Below are 16566 nucleotides of genomic sequence, written 5' to 3'. Positions count from 1 at the left end.
GATCCACCGGTAGCCGAAGATATCTCCCAAATGGGAGATGTGGCCAGGTGAAAGGCTATGGAATCCTAGCCCTTGAGGGCGCTCCAAGGCTCAAATGGCCTGCGCCCGCAAGGAGGGTTGTCCATGCGTCTTCCGGTATCGATTTCGAGGAGAGCCTTTTTATCGGGCGCTCCCAAAGCCCTGGCTGCAATTAGCGTTTTGGAGCAGTCGCTGGGGTCCTCCGCACAACAGGCGCCCCATAACGATGCTCGCGATCTCACTGCATTGCAGAGCTACTTCGATGTGCGCTCCGCTTACTCCCCTGGCGAACTAGAACACTTATATCTTGGCAAAAAGAGTTCTCTTTATGCTGCTCCGGCTCCAGGTGCCTTACCGGGTGTACTATTCTTCTTCTGGGACACGGCGACCAACCAGCTAATCAATCCCTATAATCTCAAGGTCGATAGCACCACGGTAAAGCCTGGGAACTACACACTTCAGTCCAGCATCTATAACTTTCATACATCCTCGCAGGATGCGACTCAGTACTGGAATACTGGGCAAAATAATGTGCAGTTAACATTCACGGCGCAAGCTGTTGACGAATTCGACGAGGTATTCCAGTGGATCGTCCTTTCCGGCGTCAATATCGCATCGGACTCTATGAAAGGGGCCGACAAACAGTCTACCCTTGCACAGCAAAACTCGCTTACATCCTTCTCTTCGCCAGGCGATAACGTGACGATAGTCAATGGAGAACTACAGCTTCAGCTCGGCCTCGCCGTAATGAAGAAGGAAAGCATCTGGGACCATATTATAAAAGCGTTTGGCACGGTCAGCGACTCTGGACTTCTTGGTCTTATTCCAATGCCGAAACTTGCTCTAGACACTGTGAAGGCGATAGGAACAATGGCCGCCCAACTCTCACAACAGCACGACTTGATTCCAATACTTAAGGGGAAGCTCTTGGACTTTCGGCTCTACGATGGTAGTTCGTCAAACCCATTTCTCTTAAAACCTGGCTTTTGGGTGGTTATGAATTCAACCCAGGCAGCGCCGTTGATGGATTCCAACCACAACATCAAGAAAGACATTGTTCTGGATATCCCCGGCCAGCAATACGATGTGGTTGATACGACAGACCCCAACCATCCGAAACCGATTGACATAACCTATGCGGTGACTAACTTCAAGTTGTCGCAAGTCAAAAGCTCTTAGGCTAGAGTTCAGTCGACAATCGGGTTTCATACTTGAAGGCGATCTATGCAATGTTTTAAAGCTTTACTGGTTGTAACGCTCGTGACTATTCCCTACTTCCGATCCTCTGCGCAGGTCGCCGCACCTGTGATCGAGGGACTGACTCTTGACGCAGCAATGAAGCTCATTCAGGACAAAATGAACGCGCAAGGGCCAGTGCAATACCACCTTTACAATCTGGACGAGAAGGGAGCCAGGAAGGTGCCGGGGACGATATACACCATCTCCCAAAGCAGTTTTGCTGCGGATGCTTCCGCTTGTCGAATCAACTATCACGTTGAGAGACACAATGAACCTGAAGTTCCCAACGCGCTCCTGACCCCATCTCCCCTTTCTTCAACGAATCCTTATTTTTACCTGAAGTCAGGAGCGGTATACAGCGATGGAAGCACTGTTGCTATTACTCCGGAGTCCGTTTCTGTGATCGACGCCGCTGAGCGATGGCATCTGCTCGCGACCGATCATCGTCATCCTGATTGGGCGTATGAGACGGTCCCGCAGGTCTTTATCGCGAGGGTCAGGCTGGGGCAGACCTACAGCACAGAGATTTACGTCCATGAGAAGGCTGACGCGGAGGTGGTGGCCAAGGCAATGCAACGTGCGATTCAACTTTGCAACCCGAGTGCGGGGAAAGACCCGTTTTAGCTTTTGGTGAAAGGGAGTTTATGAGGAATTTGTTGCGTCTCTGTTTGGTTGGAAGTGTTTCCCTGATTGCGGTTGGGGTTTCGGTGCGTGTCATCCATGCTCAGGCTCCTGTTTCATCAGAACTTGCGGCGACGATGAAGTTGATCCAAGACAAGATGAGCGCGGAGGGGCCGGTACAGTATCGGCTTTACAGCAGTCACGATATTGGAAATGGAACCATGCGCGAACACGAAATGGGGCTTAACAGCATCACTCAAAGCAACTTCGTCGCCGATGCCGCGGGCTGTCGAATTGATTACCAAGACGAGACATATTTCAAAATGGAGGGACCAAATGCCGACCATCAAGATCTCCCTCCCACACCTAGGCAGATCCATCTTGATCTGAAGTCGGGACGTTTCGTCATAACGTCAGAGTCAGTATCCATCCTTGATGGCGTTGAGCTTCAACAGCAGCTCATAAAACGGCCTGAGTTCCACTATCGTACTGACTCGCAGGTTTTTATCCTGCAAGTCAGGCTGAACCAGTCAATTCATTTCGATCTGTTCTTTCACGAGAAGGCAAATGCGGAGACAGTGACCAAGGCGATGCAACGTGCCATTCAACTTTGTAACCCGAGTGCCAGTAAAGATCCGTTTTAGTTCCAGGGGGAGATATGAGGAATAATTCGCGGATTTTTGTGTTGCTCATGTACTGCTTGTTATCTCTGAGTCACGTCAGGACGATGGCGCAACAAAAGCCAAGCTCCGCAACTGTATCCACACAGGACCAGGGGCCCTCACTTTCAGTGACTATGCAGTTTATTCAAGACAAGACACTTGAATGGACGCATATGACCTTTGGCATGGCGCGCGAGGGGAACCAGTATTTCCAGAGCTCGGTGGATTATGACAAGGCAGTGCTGTCTGCGGACCAATGCAGCGTGGCCATCGTCGAGCACCGGAGATTGGGACAGCTGAGCGCAGGGGCTGTGGACCCTGAGGTTTCCAGCTTCGAACATCGTATTCGGCTGGCCGATATAACCGGCGTGGCGATCGACTATGCTGCGGACCAATCTGCGGCTCCGTGGTTCGATGGTTACCAAAGGGTCACTCCCCCTGCAGTTGCGTATCTTCGCATCGAATCGTCGAACCGCGGACCATCAACGCCGGTGTTCGAACTCATCTTTCAAAGTGATGCACTGGCCGAACGCTACGCGAAAGGACTGATCCATGCGGTGTCTCTGTGCCACGGGAGAGAACTGCCTTTTGAAGATGTGGCCACACTGACAGCGAGAAGACAGCAGGAAGATATCGCGGCCAGACAAAGAAGGATGGATGCAATCGCGGCCGCGCAGAAGGAGGCGCAGCGACAAGCTGTAGCGGCCCAGCAAGCAACGCAGGCGCAGGAAACCGTAGCAGATGAATCGGATCTGCAGGGGAAGATTTCACAACTTCGATCCGACATTGAATCGCAGGAACAGAATGCTGAGAATAATGAGAATAGCGCTAATCAAGTGCTTAACAACTGTTCCGGGCCTGGAGCTGCTATATGTCAAGCCTTGGGCGAAGCCGGCGCGGCTAGATTCAGGCAGAAGGCGGCTCAAGCAAGAAACCAGGCTGACGCTGATCGGGAAGAGATCGAGCGCCTGCAAGGTGAGGAGGTACAGGCAAGGCAGCCCCGCGATACCTCGTACGGCGGCAACCTGCAACAGGTAGCCACAGAGAACGGAACGAGCATTCAAAATGCAGCCGCCCAGCAGCAGGCGAATCTTCAGGCGATGGCGGCAGCTGCCCAGCAGCGACAGCAAGCCCAGACACAGGCCCGTTTGGCTGCATCTACGAGTTCCAAGCCTGTGCAGGCGGCAGGTGCCACACCGTATCCGTCGTCTTCAAACAATAACAATGCGGGTTCATCGTCGAATACCGCCTCGTCGGGGGGAGCCACAAACAGCGGCTACAACCCTTATAGTTCAACGCCCGCTCAGGGCAGCTATAACCCCTATACCGGTACCGGCACTGGATCGATCGAGACGAGATGTACCGATGTGACAAGCTCAGTCGTAGTGCATGTTGGTTGGCATGGGCCACAAGGTGGTTTTTGTCAGAAAGAACTTGATGTGAGCTTTACAGACAACAACGGAGCACCGGTGAGTTGCACTTGGGCTTACTTGAAAGATGGTGTCTGGCACAACTACGGTGGCGGCGATATTCAGTCTGGCCAGACGGTTGGGGGAGAATGGGGCGGCGACTGGACATGCAACCCGGACTCAGGCGAGATCCGGTATATGTGCTTTCCCAAGTCTGAGACGGCCACCAAGGATTGCAGCAAGCAACTACCCTCAGACTGGAAGTAGGGTCAAGGTGTACTTGGCATCGAGGACGCATCAACCACATAAACTCTGTCCGGCACCGAGTTCCTGCCTTTACCAGTTCGCACCTTGCACGAGCATTGCTGTCTCGCAACGAGGAGGTAGATAAATGAAGAGGAAGAGACGGTACACAAGTGTCGCCACGCTCTCCGCAATTCTCTTCGTTGCTTCGGTATACGCAGAATGGGGTCCGTGGCAAAGCATCGGGGATGGGCAGGTCACGGTCAGTTTCTCGCAGATCAAGAGCGATATGTGTACCTGGCAGATCAAGAACACCGGCTCGACAACGCTCAAGACGTTCGAGTTCAGCTACACCTATACGCCAGCAGACAGTGCCTCCACACAGAAGACCGACAAGGACATCCTTCCGTATCCGCTGAAACCCGGCGCGGCCATTGGTGGCTGGACAGTCTATTTAGCCCATACTCACCGCTGTCCCACTAGGCTTGCCACGCTCAAATTGGAGCGAGATAACTGACGAAGCTTTCGCGGCGATTCTTAGGCCGTCCACGGTGGATCATCGCATTGATTTGTGAGCCGTTGGCTTTGGAAATCAGTTTGGCCATCGCAATTCCTCCGCCGCTTTGTAGCGACACTTAATGGAGGTTTGCCCAGACTGGCGAAGGCTACATTTCGTCGGCTGCATCCGTCAAATTTCCGTGCCAATTCCGATTTGTTGGGAGGCAGACAGCGACTGGTTGATCTGCAACGCGGAAGTCTTCGAGACATCGGCGCTGAGTTGCGGGCTGAGCTTGTTCATGTCGTCGGTAAACAGCGTGGCTTCGTGGCTGGCGCGGGAGATGGAGACGTAGCCGAAGCGGGAGTTAAGCAGGTCCGGGTGGACGGTCGTATCGGCGTTGACCAGGACGCGCTCGGCGGTGAGGCCCTGGGAGCTGTGGCTGGTGACGGCGTATCCGTGGTCAAAGTGGCGGTGTTCATGGGCATTGAATTCGATCTCGCGGTTGTTGTCGAGACGGGCTGAAATACGGCCGACCGGCGTGATGGACTCGATGGCGGCGAGGTCGCGGTTGGCAACGGCAAGCGCCTTGTCTGGGGCGGTGAACTGGATGCGGTCACCCACGGAGAATTCGCGGTCGATCTCTCGGTAGACGCTGACGCCGGTTAGCCGGCGCGGGTCATATACGGCCTGCTCGCCGGAGGTTTTCTCGACAGTGAGCAGGTTGGCGGCGGGATTGATACCGACAACCGCTCCATAGGTTCCTGCTTCGATTCCAGCCGTCTTGCTACCCCGCGCATAGCGCACCACGTCGTTCACTTCGTAGTGACTTGCCCAGGAGCGTTCGGCGCCGGTCATGTCCTGGCGCTGAACGAGCACACGGAAACGGTGATCCTCCGGCGCAAGTGTTCCGTTGGCCTTCAGTTCCTGCCGCACGGCGGTGTTCAACTCGCGGCGCGAGGCATTGTCAGGCGAGACGATCAGGGTCTTTTCAGGTGATTCAACGTAGCTCCTGGCGATGGCACGGATGCGCTCTTCGGTGCCGGGAATTTCCTTCACGCGACCCTGCTGCTGTAGCGATTCAAGTGCGGCGGAAACCTGGCCCTTGGCCAACAATTCTACGGCGGACTTGAGCGCCGGGTCTTTCTGGCGGACGATCTCGTCCAGCTTAGCTGTGCGCATCCCGGCTTCCTGCAACTGCTCGAAGGGGCGGCCTGCTTCAACGCCCTGGTGCTGACGGGTGTCGCCGATCAGGAGCACACGGTCGTTGGGGCCAAGGCGCGCAAGGAACTCGCGCATCTGGTTGGTGCTGGCGAGGCTCGACTCATCGACAAAGTAGAAGTGCCGTTGTTCCAGAGTGGCTGGTTTGGGCGAGCGAGCGAGGAACCCTTGCAGGGTCCCTGATTCGATGCCAGCCTCTCCAAGCTGACGTGCAGCGCGGGAGGTCGGGGCGAAGCCCTCGACCTGGTAGCCATGCGTTTCCGCTGCGCTGCGGATGACGGAGAGAGTCGTCGTTTTACCCACGCCGGCGTAGCCCTGGATACCTTGAACACGGTCGGTAGAGCTGAGCACATCCTCGACCACGCTCTTCTGGGCGCGGTTGAGATGCGTGTTCTGGTCGGTCACAGCGATGGCTTGCTGCCGCGACATGACGGGCTCGACCGTATTCTGGCCCTCGCGCACGCGGCGGACGATTTCATGTTCAGCTTCGATGGTTTTGGCCGTGGTGAACTGGCGGGCTGGTTGACTCTGCGAGAGGTTGACGATCTGGAATTCCCCTGAAGCGAGGCGAGCATCCAGGTTGCCGCGTACCTGGGCGAAAGTCACTTCACCCATGCCGCGGCGGAGACCGTCACGGATCAGTGCCCGCTCATCGACCACGGCCTCACGCTCGAAGTTCTTGTCGCGGGAAAAGGTCAGCGACTCGCGCACGCGGTCAAAGGAGTTGACGGGCTTCTCCTGATGCTGAACGCGCTCCCGCGCGGCGCGGACGACCGCTTCGGCCTGGTGGCCGAAGTCGGCGGCGAGCTTGCGATGCGCCGCCATGACTTCGCCCGGAGAGTGGATTTCTTTGCGGTCGCGCGTTGAGTGCGCGGCAATCTCTGCGGCCTCCTTGCCGACGCGCCCTGTGCGCTCAAGATATTCACGAATCTGCTGGCTACGCGGGCTGGACGCGTCAAGGTATTCCTGGGTGTAGCCCTTGATCTCCGGCGCGCCGCTGCGGCCAACAGCGATCTCGTAACCAAGCTGGCGAAGCTGGTAGGTCAACTCCGATTGATAGATAGCGGTGGCAAATTGCTGTGAGGCGAAGAGGCTTTGCGGTTGGATGGCGCGCGGCTGGCCGTTGTCGCGCTCGGTCACGTTGAAGACGACCGCGTGGGTATGGAGCTGTGGCGCAACGTAACCATCGACCGGGCGGGCAGTGTCGTGCTCGAATTTGGCCGCGATGAATTTCGCAGTCGTTTCGGGCGCGTGGTTTCCGCCGATGCGGGCCTGCGTATACATTTCAAGCTGTTCCAGCGCCATGCGAACACTCTCTCGGTGCGCGATGCGCACATTTTCATCGCCGCCGACAAGTGCGGTCAGTGAGATGGATTTCGGGGCGGAAAAGGTCGCATCCCAACCAGCGCGATGCTCCATTGTCTTAACCGTCTTGCCGTCTGCATCCTGATATTCATAGGAGGCACGCTGGCGGACAAGCTGCTCGCCGGTCGCCGGATGCTGGCCTTGGCTGAATCTGGCAAAGTCCTCCGATGAGACGGCTCCGGTAAGGCCAAATTGCGACGCAAGCCGCCCTTGCCATTCGCCTTGAATCACGCCGCGTTCGGACCAATAATTCTGCTCTTTGGCCGTGAATTCCTTGGCATGGTAGCTTTGCGCCTGGCTGGCGGAGAGCGGTTTGGAGATAGTGAGCATCAGCGCCTACTGCATTCCTTGTCCAAGTGTGGAATTTGCATGTTCGGCGAATTGGAATTGTCCCTGAGTCGGCTCTGGCTCGACTGGGAGTGGAGGGCTGGGCACGATCAGGTCGTCCATCATTCGTTCATCGAATCCGGGGCTTTTCTCTTGGAGAGCGATGAAGGGAAATGAGAATCGAGCAACATGATTGCCATACTTGAGAAAGCCGCGCAGATCGTCGAGGCCGGACACTTCCGAAGGCAGGACAAGCGGTTCCGTCTGGCGGTCAAGTGCGAAATTCTTCCCGGTGCGTGAGCCGTCGTAGTGAGTTTCCCGAAGGCGCTCGATCTCCACTTCGCCAATGGCCTCGCTGACCCATTTGGCTGCGCGCGGTTCCGTGGTGCGCAGGAATATCTTGGTAGCCGGCTGCGAAAGCATGGCTTCGGAATCCTCTCCGTATCGAGCTTCCATCTGGCTGCGGCCCTGGAAGCCAAGAATGACTGGGTTCTGAGATTTGCGATTCTCGGTTATCGCGGTATGAAGCTGCGGCAACCGCTGCAAGCTGGCCAGCTCGTCGATGACAAACCAGACAGGTTTCTGGTCTTGCATGGGCTCATTGAGCAAACGCAAAACCAACGTGTCGATCCAAAGACTGATGAGCGGACGAAGCGCCTCACGCATCGTAGGGCGGGACGTGATGAAGATCCAGCCGCGCCGCGTCTCAGCCCACTTGGTTGCCGTCCAGGCAGACGTTGTTTCACTCTCTTTCGGAAGCAGCCGAAAGCTGTCCGCGCTCATATTGAGCGAGCCGAGCACGCCGGTTCGCTGTTGCGGAGCCTTCGGATCGATCAGCATCCAATACTCAGTATTTTGGACACGCTTGTCGATTTCCGATGGGTCGGACATCCACTTGATGAGATCCTCCGGCGTGGGCAGATAGCTGAGCAAATGCGCGAATATCTTTTGCGGGGCCTCTACGAAAAAGCGATTCGTAACGCCCTCGGGCTGGTAAAGTGACACGGCCAGAGCCTTTGCTTCGGCCTTGCGGCGCAACTCTTTTGACGGATTCCAATACGGCATCCGGGCATCGAGTGGGTTGAGGACAATATCGCCACGGTGCGGGTCGTAGAACTGCTTCACGAACTCGCAGGCAGGGTCATAAACGATGGCGCTGTCGCCACGCGCATCGACCTGGTAAAGCATCTGGCGGATGATGCTCGATTTGCCCGATCCCGTATCGCCCACGATCAGGAAGTGCTTGTTTTCGGCGTCGCGCGGGATGCGCAGAGGCAGCTTGGAATCATTGGTCGAGATCCCGATGCCATTACCTACAACTGCCTTGGTAAACTCTTTTGCGTTGACAAGGACGGGGCCCTTCAGGCGCCGGCCATATCGCAGTTGCTTGATGCGCGCGATGTCTTTCCGAATGGAAAACGGAACCTGCAGAACGAATGCAGCGAGTCCGAAGAAGAGCTGTAACTTGAAGAGGTCGTAGATCGAAGCGTCCTCGTAAATCCAATGAGCGAGCCAGGCGTGAAGCGTCTTGTTTGGGTAGGTACGAGGGGCCTCGCGCTCAAGGTAATAGGTGCCATGGATAGCGGCCTTCAGGGTGAGCGTGAGCGGAATCGATGGACCACCAAACGGCGGCGTGGCTCCTGGCTGAACATCCGCTTCGAGCGCCGCCCGGCGGTTCGAGACTCCATCCGAGACATAGAGCATTTGGTATTTGCTCATTAGATGCGTGAGGCCAGCAGTCTCGCTGCGCAGGTAGTAGGGCAGGTAGTAGCGCTGGAGGGGGGCCAACCCGAATTGAAAGCGCAAGCAGATGAAGAATCCAGTTGCGACGATCGCCAGAAAGAACGCTCCGAGCGTGTAAAGGTAGCCGCGCGGCGGCCAGATAATCGACTCCCTGCGACCCCATTGCTGAACGGTTGGCATAGTTTATTTCTCCTGCTTCTGGCTGCGGCGGGCCAAGAGTTCCTGAGCCTTGGCAGCCTTGGTTGCCTGGACTTGACGGAAGAGAACGTTGAGCTGATCCAACGCCACCTTGTCGCCACGTAGGAGCTGTTCGTTCGTTGCCAGCAAGAGCATCTGGATGCCGACAAGCTCGGTGAAGATGTGCAACTGCATTTCTTCCGAGCTGAAGTCGGCACGGTTGCTGAGCAATACATCGTGCGCCCAATCGGCGAGTGTCTTGCGGGACTTCCATGCCGTCGCTTCAAGCTCGGAATACTCTGTTTCCGTGAGCCGGATTCCAATTTGCCGGCTTCGCACTGCAGGACGCCGCACAGATCCAGAAACGACTTCCATCACTGTTTTGGTGGCCATTGCTCGCCTCCAGTTCTGGCCGGCAACACTCCACGCCTGCCGATACCATTTGCTAACGCGCTTTCCGTAACTGCCCTGTTCTAAAAGTGATCCCGTTCGCTACCACGCGGTAGCGAACGCCACCCTTTCAGGGGTGGAGTGTCGAGATACACCCGGTGCGTAGCACCGAGCGGGCACTCGCGGGCTGCACGAAGGATTCTGCGGGCACAATTCACTGGGCACCACCAGCCTTCCGGGCTGGCTTCACGGGCTGCCGAATCGCCTCCGACGCAGAACCATTCTGTTGAGTGCGGCGGATACGAAGGCTCTGTGCGACGCTGGCGGCTTCGGGAGTCCGCAAGAATTCCTGGAAGTCGCGGTCCTTGGAGAAGACGTACGCGAGCGCCTTATCCACGACCTCATCGGCTGAGGCGTGGAGGAAGGCCGCGTACTGGTCGATCTGCTCGGCGGTCGTCTCGTCGACGCGGATCGTGGCGGAAATCTGACGGGTCTGAATGATCTCAAGCAATGGCATTGTGTGGCTCCTCTCTGTCGGGATAGTGGTTGGGATTGGGGATGGTATCTGCGCCGTAAACCATCTCGTAGTTAAACCTCTCCAACGCTCGGTTGTAGCCGTTCAATCGAAGCACTTCGCGAATGACGCGACGCCCCGGCTCGCGGGCTACATGGACGACGAAATCGACGGACTCCCCGATCTCGGCTTCGATGTCCGCAAAGGTCGCCTGAGAATGGCTGCGCAGCACAAGATTCGCAAAGCGGCGAAGCGCCTTTGCGGCTGAGTTGGCATGGATGGTGGCAAGCGAGCCGGCGTGACCAGTATTGAAGGAATCGAGCAGCGTGCGGGCCTCGATTCCGCGTACCTCGCCCAGGATGATCCGGTCCGGCCGCCAGCGCAGCGCGGCCTTCAGCAGGTCGTCGAACGTCACCGGCTTCCGGTGCGTATCAGTCTGGCATTCGACGGGCAGGATGTTCGGCTTCTCTATGCGCAATTCGGCGGTATCCTCGATCACAACGATGCGTTCATGATCGGGAATCGACTGGCCAAGGATGTTCAATAGCGTTGTCTTTCCGGTACCCGTTCCGCCGCTTATAAGGATGGTCTTGCCATCCTCTATTTGGGCGGCAAGGAACTCCGCAAGGGGACGCGATAGCGTTCCGCGAGCGATCAAATCTTCCACCGTGTAACGGCGGCTCGTGAACTTGCGGATGACCATCGCTGGAGTGTCACGGACTACCGGCGGAATGACGGCGGCCAGGCGGCTCCCATCGGGGAGCTGCGCGTTGAGCAGCGGGTTGTCCTCGTCGAGCTTCTTGCCGAGTCTGTTGGCTACGACTTCGAGGCCAGTCCGCAGGCGCGCAGCATCGAACTCAATGCTGGCGTCGCGGGAGAGAATGCCGTCTCGTTCGTACCACCATGTCGAATCGGGATTGCCCATGATTTCGCTGACGCTCTCGTCAAGCAAGAGCGGTTCGATGGGGCGGAGGAACGGAAGGATTAACTCGAAGCTCATGCAGGAACCTCTTCAACGATGGAAGCCCAGCGTTAAGCCCGGCTTCCGAAACGGAGGAGGAAGGGCCTATGCGGCCTCTTCCTCCGGGTTGATCTCTTCGGGCTCCTGCTCTTCCGGGCTGACCTTCTCGGCGCGGTCGAGCTTCAGGATCCAAGACACGCGAACTTCCCATACACGCTGCTTGGCGTTGGTCTTCTTGTTCGTCTGTTCGCGGCTGCGCAACTCGCCCTCGACGGACAGATGAGCACCCTTCGTGAGCGTCTTTGCATACTCGGCTAGCCGGCCCCAGACGACGCAGCGATGCCACTCGGTATGGCTGTTGTACTCGCCCGTCTTCTTGTCCTTGTAGCTGGACTTGGTGGCAAGTGAGAGAACAGTGAAGCTGGCGTTGTTGGCTGTGCGGGAGATGGCGTCGTTGCCGAGGAAGCCGATGAGCGTAATGCGATTCTGATACATGGTGAGTCTCCGTTGTTTGAATTCCCGGATTGGCCGGGTCACCCCTTGGCGAAGCCCGAGCGAGAGGCCCGGCTCCCAAGTGCCAAGCCGTGCATTCTGGAGCAGGGGCCCAAACTTGATTTGGGAGAGGAGTCCGGAAAGCAGAGCGGCGACGTGCCGCCGGGCGCCGGATATTGCCCGAAGCGTGTGACCAGACAGAGTAGGGATGGAAACGGAAGACGAGCGCTTCATGGTCTGCATCGACCGAGGAATTCCCGGCGTGCCATACCTGCGCTGCTGGCTGCGGAACCATCTCGTTGCCGCCTGCTCAAGGGACTTGAACGGCGAACGGACATGCCGTCTCTGCGCGACTGTCGGCGGGATTCTCCGCCTGCGAAGAAACGAAGGGCCTATCTGCCGCGATTTGTGACCGCGAAGGGACATGGAAACGCCTCGTATGGGATGTGTATCCGGACTGGGTTACTCGAAGGCTTGGTCGGCCCGGAAGCGGACGATGGTCAACCCGAGAGGATCGACGGCCAGTTCGTTGTTCTTCACGTTCTCCCGGAAGACATATGTGACGCTGGCTGTCCATCGCTCGCGCTTAAGCTCGGAATGATCCGTGGGATTGGCGAAGATTTTCACGAACTCGATTCGCGCCGAATACGGCGACTGCCTCAGGTCGTCTAGGACGACCTCTTTGACCTCGACATCGACGTACGGAAGCGAGCTGTCCTTGATGTACGTCGGGATGATGTTGTCCTTCCGGTCCTGGTCGATTACGGCACGCTGAACGTCGCTGTTGAGGAAGTACAGTGCATTGGTCTGATCGCGCTCGATAGTGAAACGATTCCGACCGAAATACAATTCCGCCCAGCGGGTAAGGTAATACTTGTTCTCCGCCTCCTGAGGGCGGTACTGAAAGTTGCGATAGTCAATTGCTTCTGCCCGGCCCACATCGTTGATCCGAACGATCATGGGGTGCATACTGGCGAGCGCACTCTGGCTCTTATACGTCAAGCCCGCAAGGGCGAGACAGACGACAGCGAGCACGAGGATCGTGACTTTCAAGTAGGTGTTCATCACCAAAGGATCGCCGTATTGTTCAAGGTAGCGCTGTGCGGCCCGTGTGATCTCTGGCGTTGTCTTGGTTTGTGTGGTCATTTAAATTCTCCTTTGGCTGCGATTAAATCAAAGCGCGAAGCGCCATCATTGCCACGCCGACACCGCTACCACCGCCGCTGGTGTGGCCGCTGAAAAGGGACTGTGTAATCGCTGGAATCTTGAAAAGTATGTAGACGTTCACGAGAACCAAGAGAATCAGTAGGGGTAGAGTCTGGACAATGAGCGATGGATCGGAGACGCTCTGTCCAAGCTGGACGTAATAGCTCGTCAGAACGTGAGAAAGGACGCTCATCGCTGCTGCTGCGACGACCTTATAGAAACTGAATCCGAGGTACGCTTTCAGCCAACCCCAGAACAACCAATCGAGTTTATTGAAGACGAGAAAAGGGATGAAGAGCGGTCCCAAAAGCCCTATGATGGTCGAAGCGATTGCGCCGTAGGCGATGATGGCGGAGACAACCGCTGCCAGGACGGCCAAAAGGAACTGTACAACAAAGTACACAATGGAGTAGTACGGCGACATGACGCTGGTCAGCATCGAAGGCCCGGTCTTCGAGGACGCCGCGTGTATCTGGTTCAACATAGTCGTCGAACCATCCGCTCCAATGACGCTAACGAGATTGGCTGTACCTCCATCAATGAACCCCTTGATTGAGAATCCCAGTCCAGGGATTGCACTGTCGTAGTAGTTGACCATTGCGTACGCGAAAGTAAGCAACATGAAAAGGCTGATGAACCGGCCAATGTTGAATCCAACTCCGCCTTGTGCCGATGTGAGGGATTCCTGAACGCCAAACCAGACGAGCATCATGGTCGCAAGGGCGATTACGATGTGGACCCCAATGGCGGTAATAGAGGGTGCCGCCGTTGCTGCTAGCGACTGGCACCCTTGTGCAATTAGATCGAAGAGACCTGTGCCCATTCAGCACCTCTCGGTTTGTGTGGCTTGTGTCTTCATCGCCGCGACTCAGTACGACTGGGTAAGCAGATTTGCCGCACCGCTGCTTGTGGTAGTGATGTTTGCGTTGTAGAAGCCTTCGTATCCTGCCGAGTCACGAAACGCAGACTTCATCGCGTCTTGTTGCTGCTTTTGGGCAAGCATCTGCTGCAGCGCGGCGTTGGCGTTGATCTGGTTGGCGTCCTGCATGGTGCGAAGCTGGAGAAGCAAAGCGCGGTTGATTCTTTGCAATACCGCCATCTCCGATTCCTGCGATGGGTCCGTGGTGTTGGTTGCATTTTCGAGAGCCGTTATATCCGCCTGCCGCGCCGTCTGGTTTGCTTTGATAGTGCCGATGGTCTCAAGTTCAGTTGCTGCGACCGAATCCCCCAGATCGACGGTCGCGCCCTGCGCGGCAAGCTGTTGCTGGCCCGCAAAGGTGACGACGTTCGCGGTGGGGATGGTGGCCGTGAGCGGAGGGATACTGGCGAGTTGAATGGAGGCCGCCGCAGCCGTGCCGGTATTCGAGGAATTGACCCACTGAGAACCGGAACCATTACCGTAGTGGTTGGCGATTTGCTGCGTCATCATCAAGTCGGTCGTCGGAGACAGGAAGCGCTCGTAGAGCAATTGCGGCGCGACCATCATCTCGTGATAAAGGTTGTACTGCTGTTTGATCTGGTTGTATGTCTGAAGGGCTGTTGAAGCGATCTTCACCGTGTTGGAGAAAATCTGCTGCCCGTTCTCTATTTGCTGCATTTGGTTGCTGATGGACTGTTCTTCATGCTCGATCTGGACGACGGCATGGCCGGATTGCGTAGGGTCGAACACGATGCCGGAGCCGAACTGCGCGTGGGCAGCTGGCTGCAACGCCGCCACGAGTCCGACTACAAGCGCTGAAAGGGGCATTTTTCGCATAGGGATCTCCTGTTGTTTTCGGTGAATTGTTTTGGTTGTCAAACGATCAGTGTGGGCTTATTGCTGAGCGGCAATGATCTGCCGTTGAAGATCCGCAAGATGGTCGGCTTGCGGCTTGCATCGGGCCTCCCGCTCCTTCCGCTTGGTTGCGAGAGTTGCCATCTCTTCGTCGGACAGCTTTTGCCCGGTTAGCAGTCGCGCAGAATCCGCGGTTTCCACGTCTACACAGTCCTTGGCATAAGCCGGGTATTCAGCGTTGTATTGCGCTTGCAATTGTTGAACCTTTTTTGCCTTGCTTTCGCAGCCCGCAAGGATGAGCGTGCAAAGTAGCAGGAGAGCCATCAATCGCATTGGGGAAACCTCCTCAGAACGTCTGCGGTATGGTGTGATTCGAGTACGCTGGCAAAAGCATGTCCTGGGTGAAATAAATCTTCACGCGGTGGCCCTCGCGGATCGTGATGGTGGGCGGTATCTGCATGAAGCGATCCAGGATAGTGTTCGCTGACTGTGAGATGCTGCCAGCGGTGCCAGTGGTGAAGGCTTGGGAACCACTGGTGCTGATCGTTCCGCCGCCCTCGGTAATCTCACCTGCTCCGGCAATCACACCTAAAGCGATAGACGCCCCGAAGATTTCAAAGTAATGGTTGTTGACCTTGTCTTTTAACCCCTCTTCGCCGATCTGGTCGAGGCCGTGAAACTGGTCGAGATCGACCGAGTAACCGTCAGGCATAATCAAGCGATGAAAGACAACCGCAATCCGTCGTTGCTGCCCGAACCCGGCCGAGCCAATTTTCTTTGCTTCCCCAAGGACGACAGTTCCCTCCGGAATGATGACGTGCTGGTGGTCATGGGAATACAGCGGGTTTGAAACAAGAACCTTCACTGGGCCGGAGGCGTCGCCGTCCAGGCGATTCATGAGGACCGTGTCGAGAATTGAACCTTCATAGACGAGATAGGGTTGCCCGCTAGCTGAATCGATATTTGCCTCCATCGGACGTTTGTACCCTCCCGCCTGCTCTGGGGGATCTCCAGGGGCTCGCGGTGCCTGTAGGCTCGAATCTTCTTGCCGCTGCGCATTCTGGGCAGCAGGAACATATTGCGCAGCGGGCGTCTGACCCGAGATTTGCTGCGGTTCCTGGGTACGGGCGTACACGAGATTCGAAGCGAAGCGCGACTCGTCGGCGCGCTCGCGTTCTTTCGCGGCGATGAGCTGTGCCTGTTGCTGTTCCGGCGATAACTGGGGTTGTGGGTTCGCCGGCTGTCCATATCCTGCCGTACCGTAGCCCGGTTGCTGGCAGGGCTGCGCCGGATTGGCCTGATTCGGAATGCAAGGAACTGCAACGCCAGTCGGCCCGTAAGCCGCGGCGGCAGCCCGTTGCGCCGGCGTCGCAGACGCCAGCGCGGGATCGTTGGAATTCGCGGTAGCCCCTGCCTGCTGTTGAGCCTCTTTGTCACGCTCAGCCTTGAGCTGGTTCTTCAGATCTTGAACGTTGTTGTCGGTGTTGTCCTGAAGAGTGGGCTGGGGTGGCTGACCCTTCGCTGACGCCTGCGGCGTCTTCTTAGCGGTCGAGCTGAAGAGTGCCGCTGCGATCACGAGCAGCGCCGCGCCAAGGTACACGAAGGTCTTGAGATTCTTTTGCAGCACTCCCTTGGGATCGATTTTCGTGCGACGCAGTTCCGGCTCGGTCACAGGCAGAACTGGGGGAATGACGTTGTTCTCGGCCAT

General features: G+C 56.8%; 16 protein-coding genes. 5 read left to right on the top strand and 11 right to left on the bottom strand.

The features are described from left to right. The first annotated feature begins 123 nt into the window (after positions 1-123). From OHL23_RS15005 to OHL23_RS14985, 5 genes are all read left to right on the top strand, one after another. The gene (locus OHL23_RS15005; protein WP_263352722.1) at positions 124-1197 is read left to right on the top strand and encodes a hypothetical protein; all 1074 of its coding nucleotides are present in this window, start codon (positions 124-126) and stop codon (positions 1195-1197) included. Between the two features lie 45 nt (positions 1198-1242). Next, positions 1243-1881: a hypothetical protein gene (locus OHL23_RS15000; protein ID WP_263352721.1), complete on the top strand. Its 639-nt coding sequence runs from the start codon at positions 1243-1245 to the stop codon at positions 1879-1881. 20 nt (positions 1882-1901) lie between these two features. Continuing rightward, positions 1902-2522: a hypothetical protein gene (locus OHL23_RS14995; protein ID WP_263352720.1), complete on the top strand. Its 621-nt coding sequence runs from the start codon at positions 1902-1904 to the stop codon at positions 2520-2522. A gap of 152 nt (positions 2523-2674) precedes the next feature. Further along, positions 2675-4216, top strand: coding sequence for a hypothetical protein (locus tag OHL23_RS14990; protein WP_263352719.1), 1542 nt, complete (start codon positions 2675-2677; stop codon positions 4214-4216). A 124-nt stretch (positions 4217-4340) separates the two neighbouring features. Next, positions 4341-4709, top strand: coding sequence for a hypothetical protein (locus tag OHL23_RS14985; RefSeq protein WP_263352718.1), 369 nt, complete (start codon positions 4341-4343; stop codon positions 4707-4709). A 171-nt stretch (positions 4710-4880) separates the two neighbouring features. On the opposite strand, the gene mobF is transcribed toward OHL23_RS14985, so the two are convergent. The 11 genes from mobF to OHL23_RS14930 all read right to left on the bottom strand — a co-directional run bounded on the left by mobF (position 4881) and on the right by OHL23_RS14930 (position 16566). Then, positions 4881-7604, bottom strand: coding sequence for a MobF family relaxase (gene mobF, locus OHL23_RS14980; RefSeq protein WP_263352717.1), 2724 nt, complete (start codon positions 7602-7604; stop codon positions 4881-4883). Positions 7605-7610: 6 nt separating this feature from the next. Then, positions 7611-9524 carry a type IV secretion system DNA-binding domain-containing protein gene (locus OHL23_RS14975; protein WP_263352716.1) on the bottom strand — a complete coding sequence of 638 codons (1914 nt, stop codon included), beginning with the start codon at positions 9522-9524 and terminating at the stop codon, positions 7611-7613. Between the two features lie 3 nt (positions 9525-9527). Further along, positions 9528-9914: a hypothetical protein gene (locus OHL23_RS14970; RefSeq protein WP_263352715.1), complete on the bottom strand. Its 387-nt coding sequence runs from the start codon at positions 9912-9914 to the stop codon at positions 9528-9530. A 211-nt stretch (positions 9915-10125) separates the two neighbouring features. Further along, a complete protein-coding gene (locus tag OHL23_RS14965) occupies positions 10126-10428 on the bottom strand; it encodes a hypothetical protein (RefSeq protein WP_263352714.1) in 303 nt (100 codons plus the stop codon). Next, positions 10415-11425 (bottom strand): CpaF family protein, encoded by a 1011-nt coding sequence (locus OHL23_RS14960; RefSeq protein WP_263352713.1) that lies wholly within the window; start codon positions 11423-11425, stop codon positions 10415-10417. Before OHL23_RS14960 ends, OHL23_RS14965 begins: the two co-directional genes overlap by 14 nt. Before the next feature lie 66 nt (positions 11426-11491). Then, positions 11492-12304, bottom strand: a complete 813-nt coding sequence (locus OHL23_RS14955; protein ID WP_263352712.1) for a single-stranded DNA-binding protein — start codon at positions 12302-12304, stop codon at positions 11492-11494. Between the two features lie 36 nt (positions 12305-12340). Next, on the bottom strand, positions 12341-13024 hold the full coding sequence (locus OHL23_RS14950; protein ID WP_263352711.1) for a type IV secretion system protein: 684 nt from the start codon (positions 13022-13024) through the stop codon (positions 12341-12343). A 22-nt stretch (positions 13025-13046) separates the two neighbouring features. Next, positions 13047-13907: a type IV secretion system protein gene (locus tag OHL23_RS14945; RefSeq protein ID WP_263352710.1), complete on the bottom strand. Its 861-nt coding sequence runs from the start codon at positions 13905-13907 to the stop codon at positions 13047-13049. Positions 13908-13952: 45 nt separating this feature from the next. Then, on the bottom strand, positions 13953-14840 hold the full coding sequence (locus OHL23_RS14940) for a hypothetical protein (protein ID WP_263352709.1): 888 nt from the start codon (positions 14838-14840) through the stop codon (positions 13953-13955). 57 nt (positions 14841-14897) lie between these two features. After that, complete coding sequence (locus OHL23_RS14935; protein WP_263352708.1) at positions 14898-15191, bottom strand: hypothetical protein; 294 nt, start codon at positions 15189-15191, stop codon at positions 14898-14900. Positions 15192-15204: 13 nt separating this feature from the next. Beyond that, the gene (locus OHL23_RS14930) at positions 15205-16566 is read right to left on the bottom strand and encodes a TrbI/VirB10 family protein (RefSeq protein WP_263352707.1); all 1362 of its coding nucleotides are present in this window, start codon (positions 16564-16566) and stop codon (positions 15205-15207) included.

Source organism: Acidicapsa acidisoli, from assembly GCF_025685625.1.
GTDB classification, from domain to species: domain Bacteria; phylum Acidobacteriota; class Terriglobia; order Terriglobales; family Acidobacteriaceae; genus Acidicapsa; species Acidicapsa acidisoli.
The sequence above is the reverse complement of the archived record's forward strand: the minus strand, read 5'-3'. Positions and strand labels throughout refer to the sequence as shown.

Coding starts and splice junctions, on each gene's coding strand:
- OHL23_RS15005 (WP_263352722.1), top strand. CDS start 124: ATGCGTCTTCCGGTATCGATTTCGAGGAGAGCCTTTTTATCGGGCGCT.
- OHL23_RS15000 (WP_263352721.1), top strand. CDS start 1,243: ATGCAATGTTTTAAAGCTTTACTGGTTGTAACGCTCGTGACTATTCCC.
- OHL23_RS14995 (WP_263352720.1), top strand. CDS start 1,902: ATGAGGAATTTGTTGCGTCTCTGTTTGGTTGGAAGTGTTTCCCTGATT.
- OHL23_RS14990 (WP_263352719.1), top strand. CDS start 2,675: ATGCAGTTTATTCAAGACAAGACACTTGAATGGACGCATATGACCTTT.
- OHL23_RS14985 (WP_263352718.1), top strand. CDS start 4,341: ATGAAGAGGAAGAGACGGTACACAAGTGTCGCCACGCTCTCCGCAATT.
- mobF (WP_263352717.1), bottom strand. CDS start 7,604: ATGCTCACTATCTCCAAACCGCTCTCCGCCAGCCAGGCGCAAAGCTAC.
- OHL23_RS14975 (WP_263352716.1), bottom strand. CDS start 9,524: ATGCCAACCGTTCAGCAATGGGGTCGCAGGGAGTCGATTATCTGGCCG.
- OHL23_RS14970 (WP_263352715.1), bottom strand. CDS start 9,914: ATGGCCACCAAAACAGTGATGGAAGTCGTTTCTGGATCTGTGCGGCGT.
- OHL23_RS14965 (WP_263352714.1), bottom strand. CDS start 10,428: ATGCCATTGCTTGAGATCATTCAGACCCGTCAGATTTCCGCCACGATC.
- OHL23_RS14960 (WP_263352713.1), bottom strand. CDS start 11,425: ATGAGCTTCGAGTTAATCCTTCCGTTCCTCCGCCCCATCGAACCGCTC.
- OHL23_RS14955 (WP_263352712.1), bottom strand. CDS start 12,304: ATGTCCCTTCGCGGTCACAAATCGCGGCAGATAGGCCCTTCGTTTCTT.
- OHL23_RS14950 (WP_263352711.1), bottom strand. CDS start 13,024: ATGACCACACAAACCAAGACAACGCCAGAGATCACACGGGCCGCACAG.
- OHL23_RS14945 (WP_263352710.1), bottom strand. CDS start 13,907: ATGGGCACAGGTCTCTTCGATCTAATTGCACAAGGGTGCCAGTCGCTA.
- OHL23_RS14940 (WP_263352709.1), bottom strand. CDS start 14,840: ATGCGAAAAATGCCCCTTTCAGCGCTTGTAGTCGGACTCGTGGCGGCG.
- OHL23_RS14935 (WP_263352708.1), bottom strand. CDS start 15,191: ATGCGATTGATGGCTCTCCTGCTACTTTGCACGCTCATCCTTGCGGGC.
- OHL23_RS14930 (WP_263352707.1), bottom strand. CDS start 16,566: ATGGCCGAGAACAACGTCATTCCCCCAGTTCTGCCTGTGACCGAGCCG.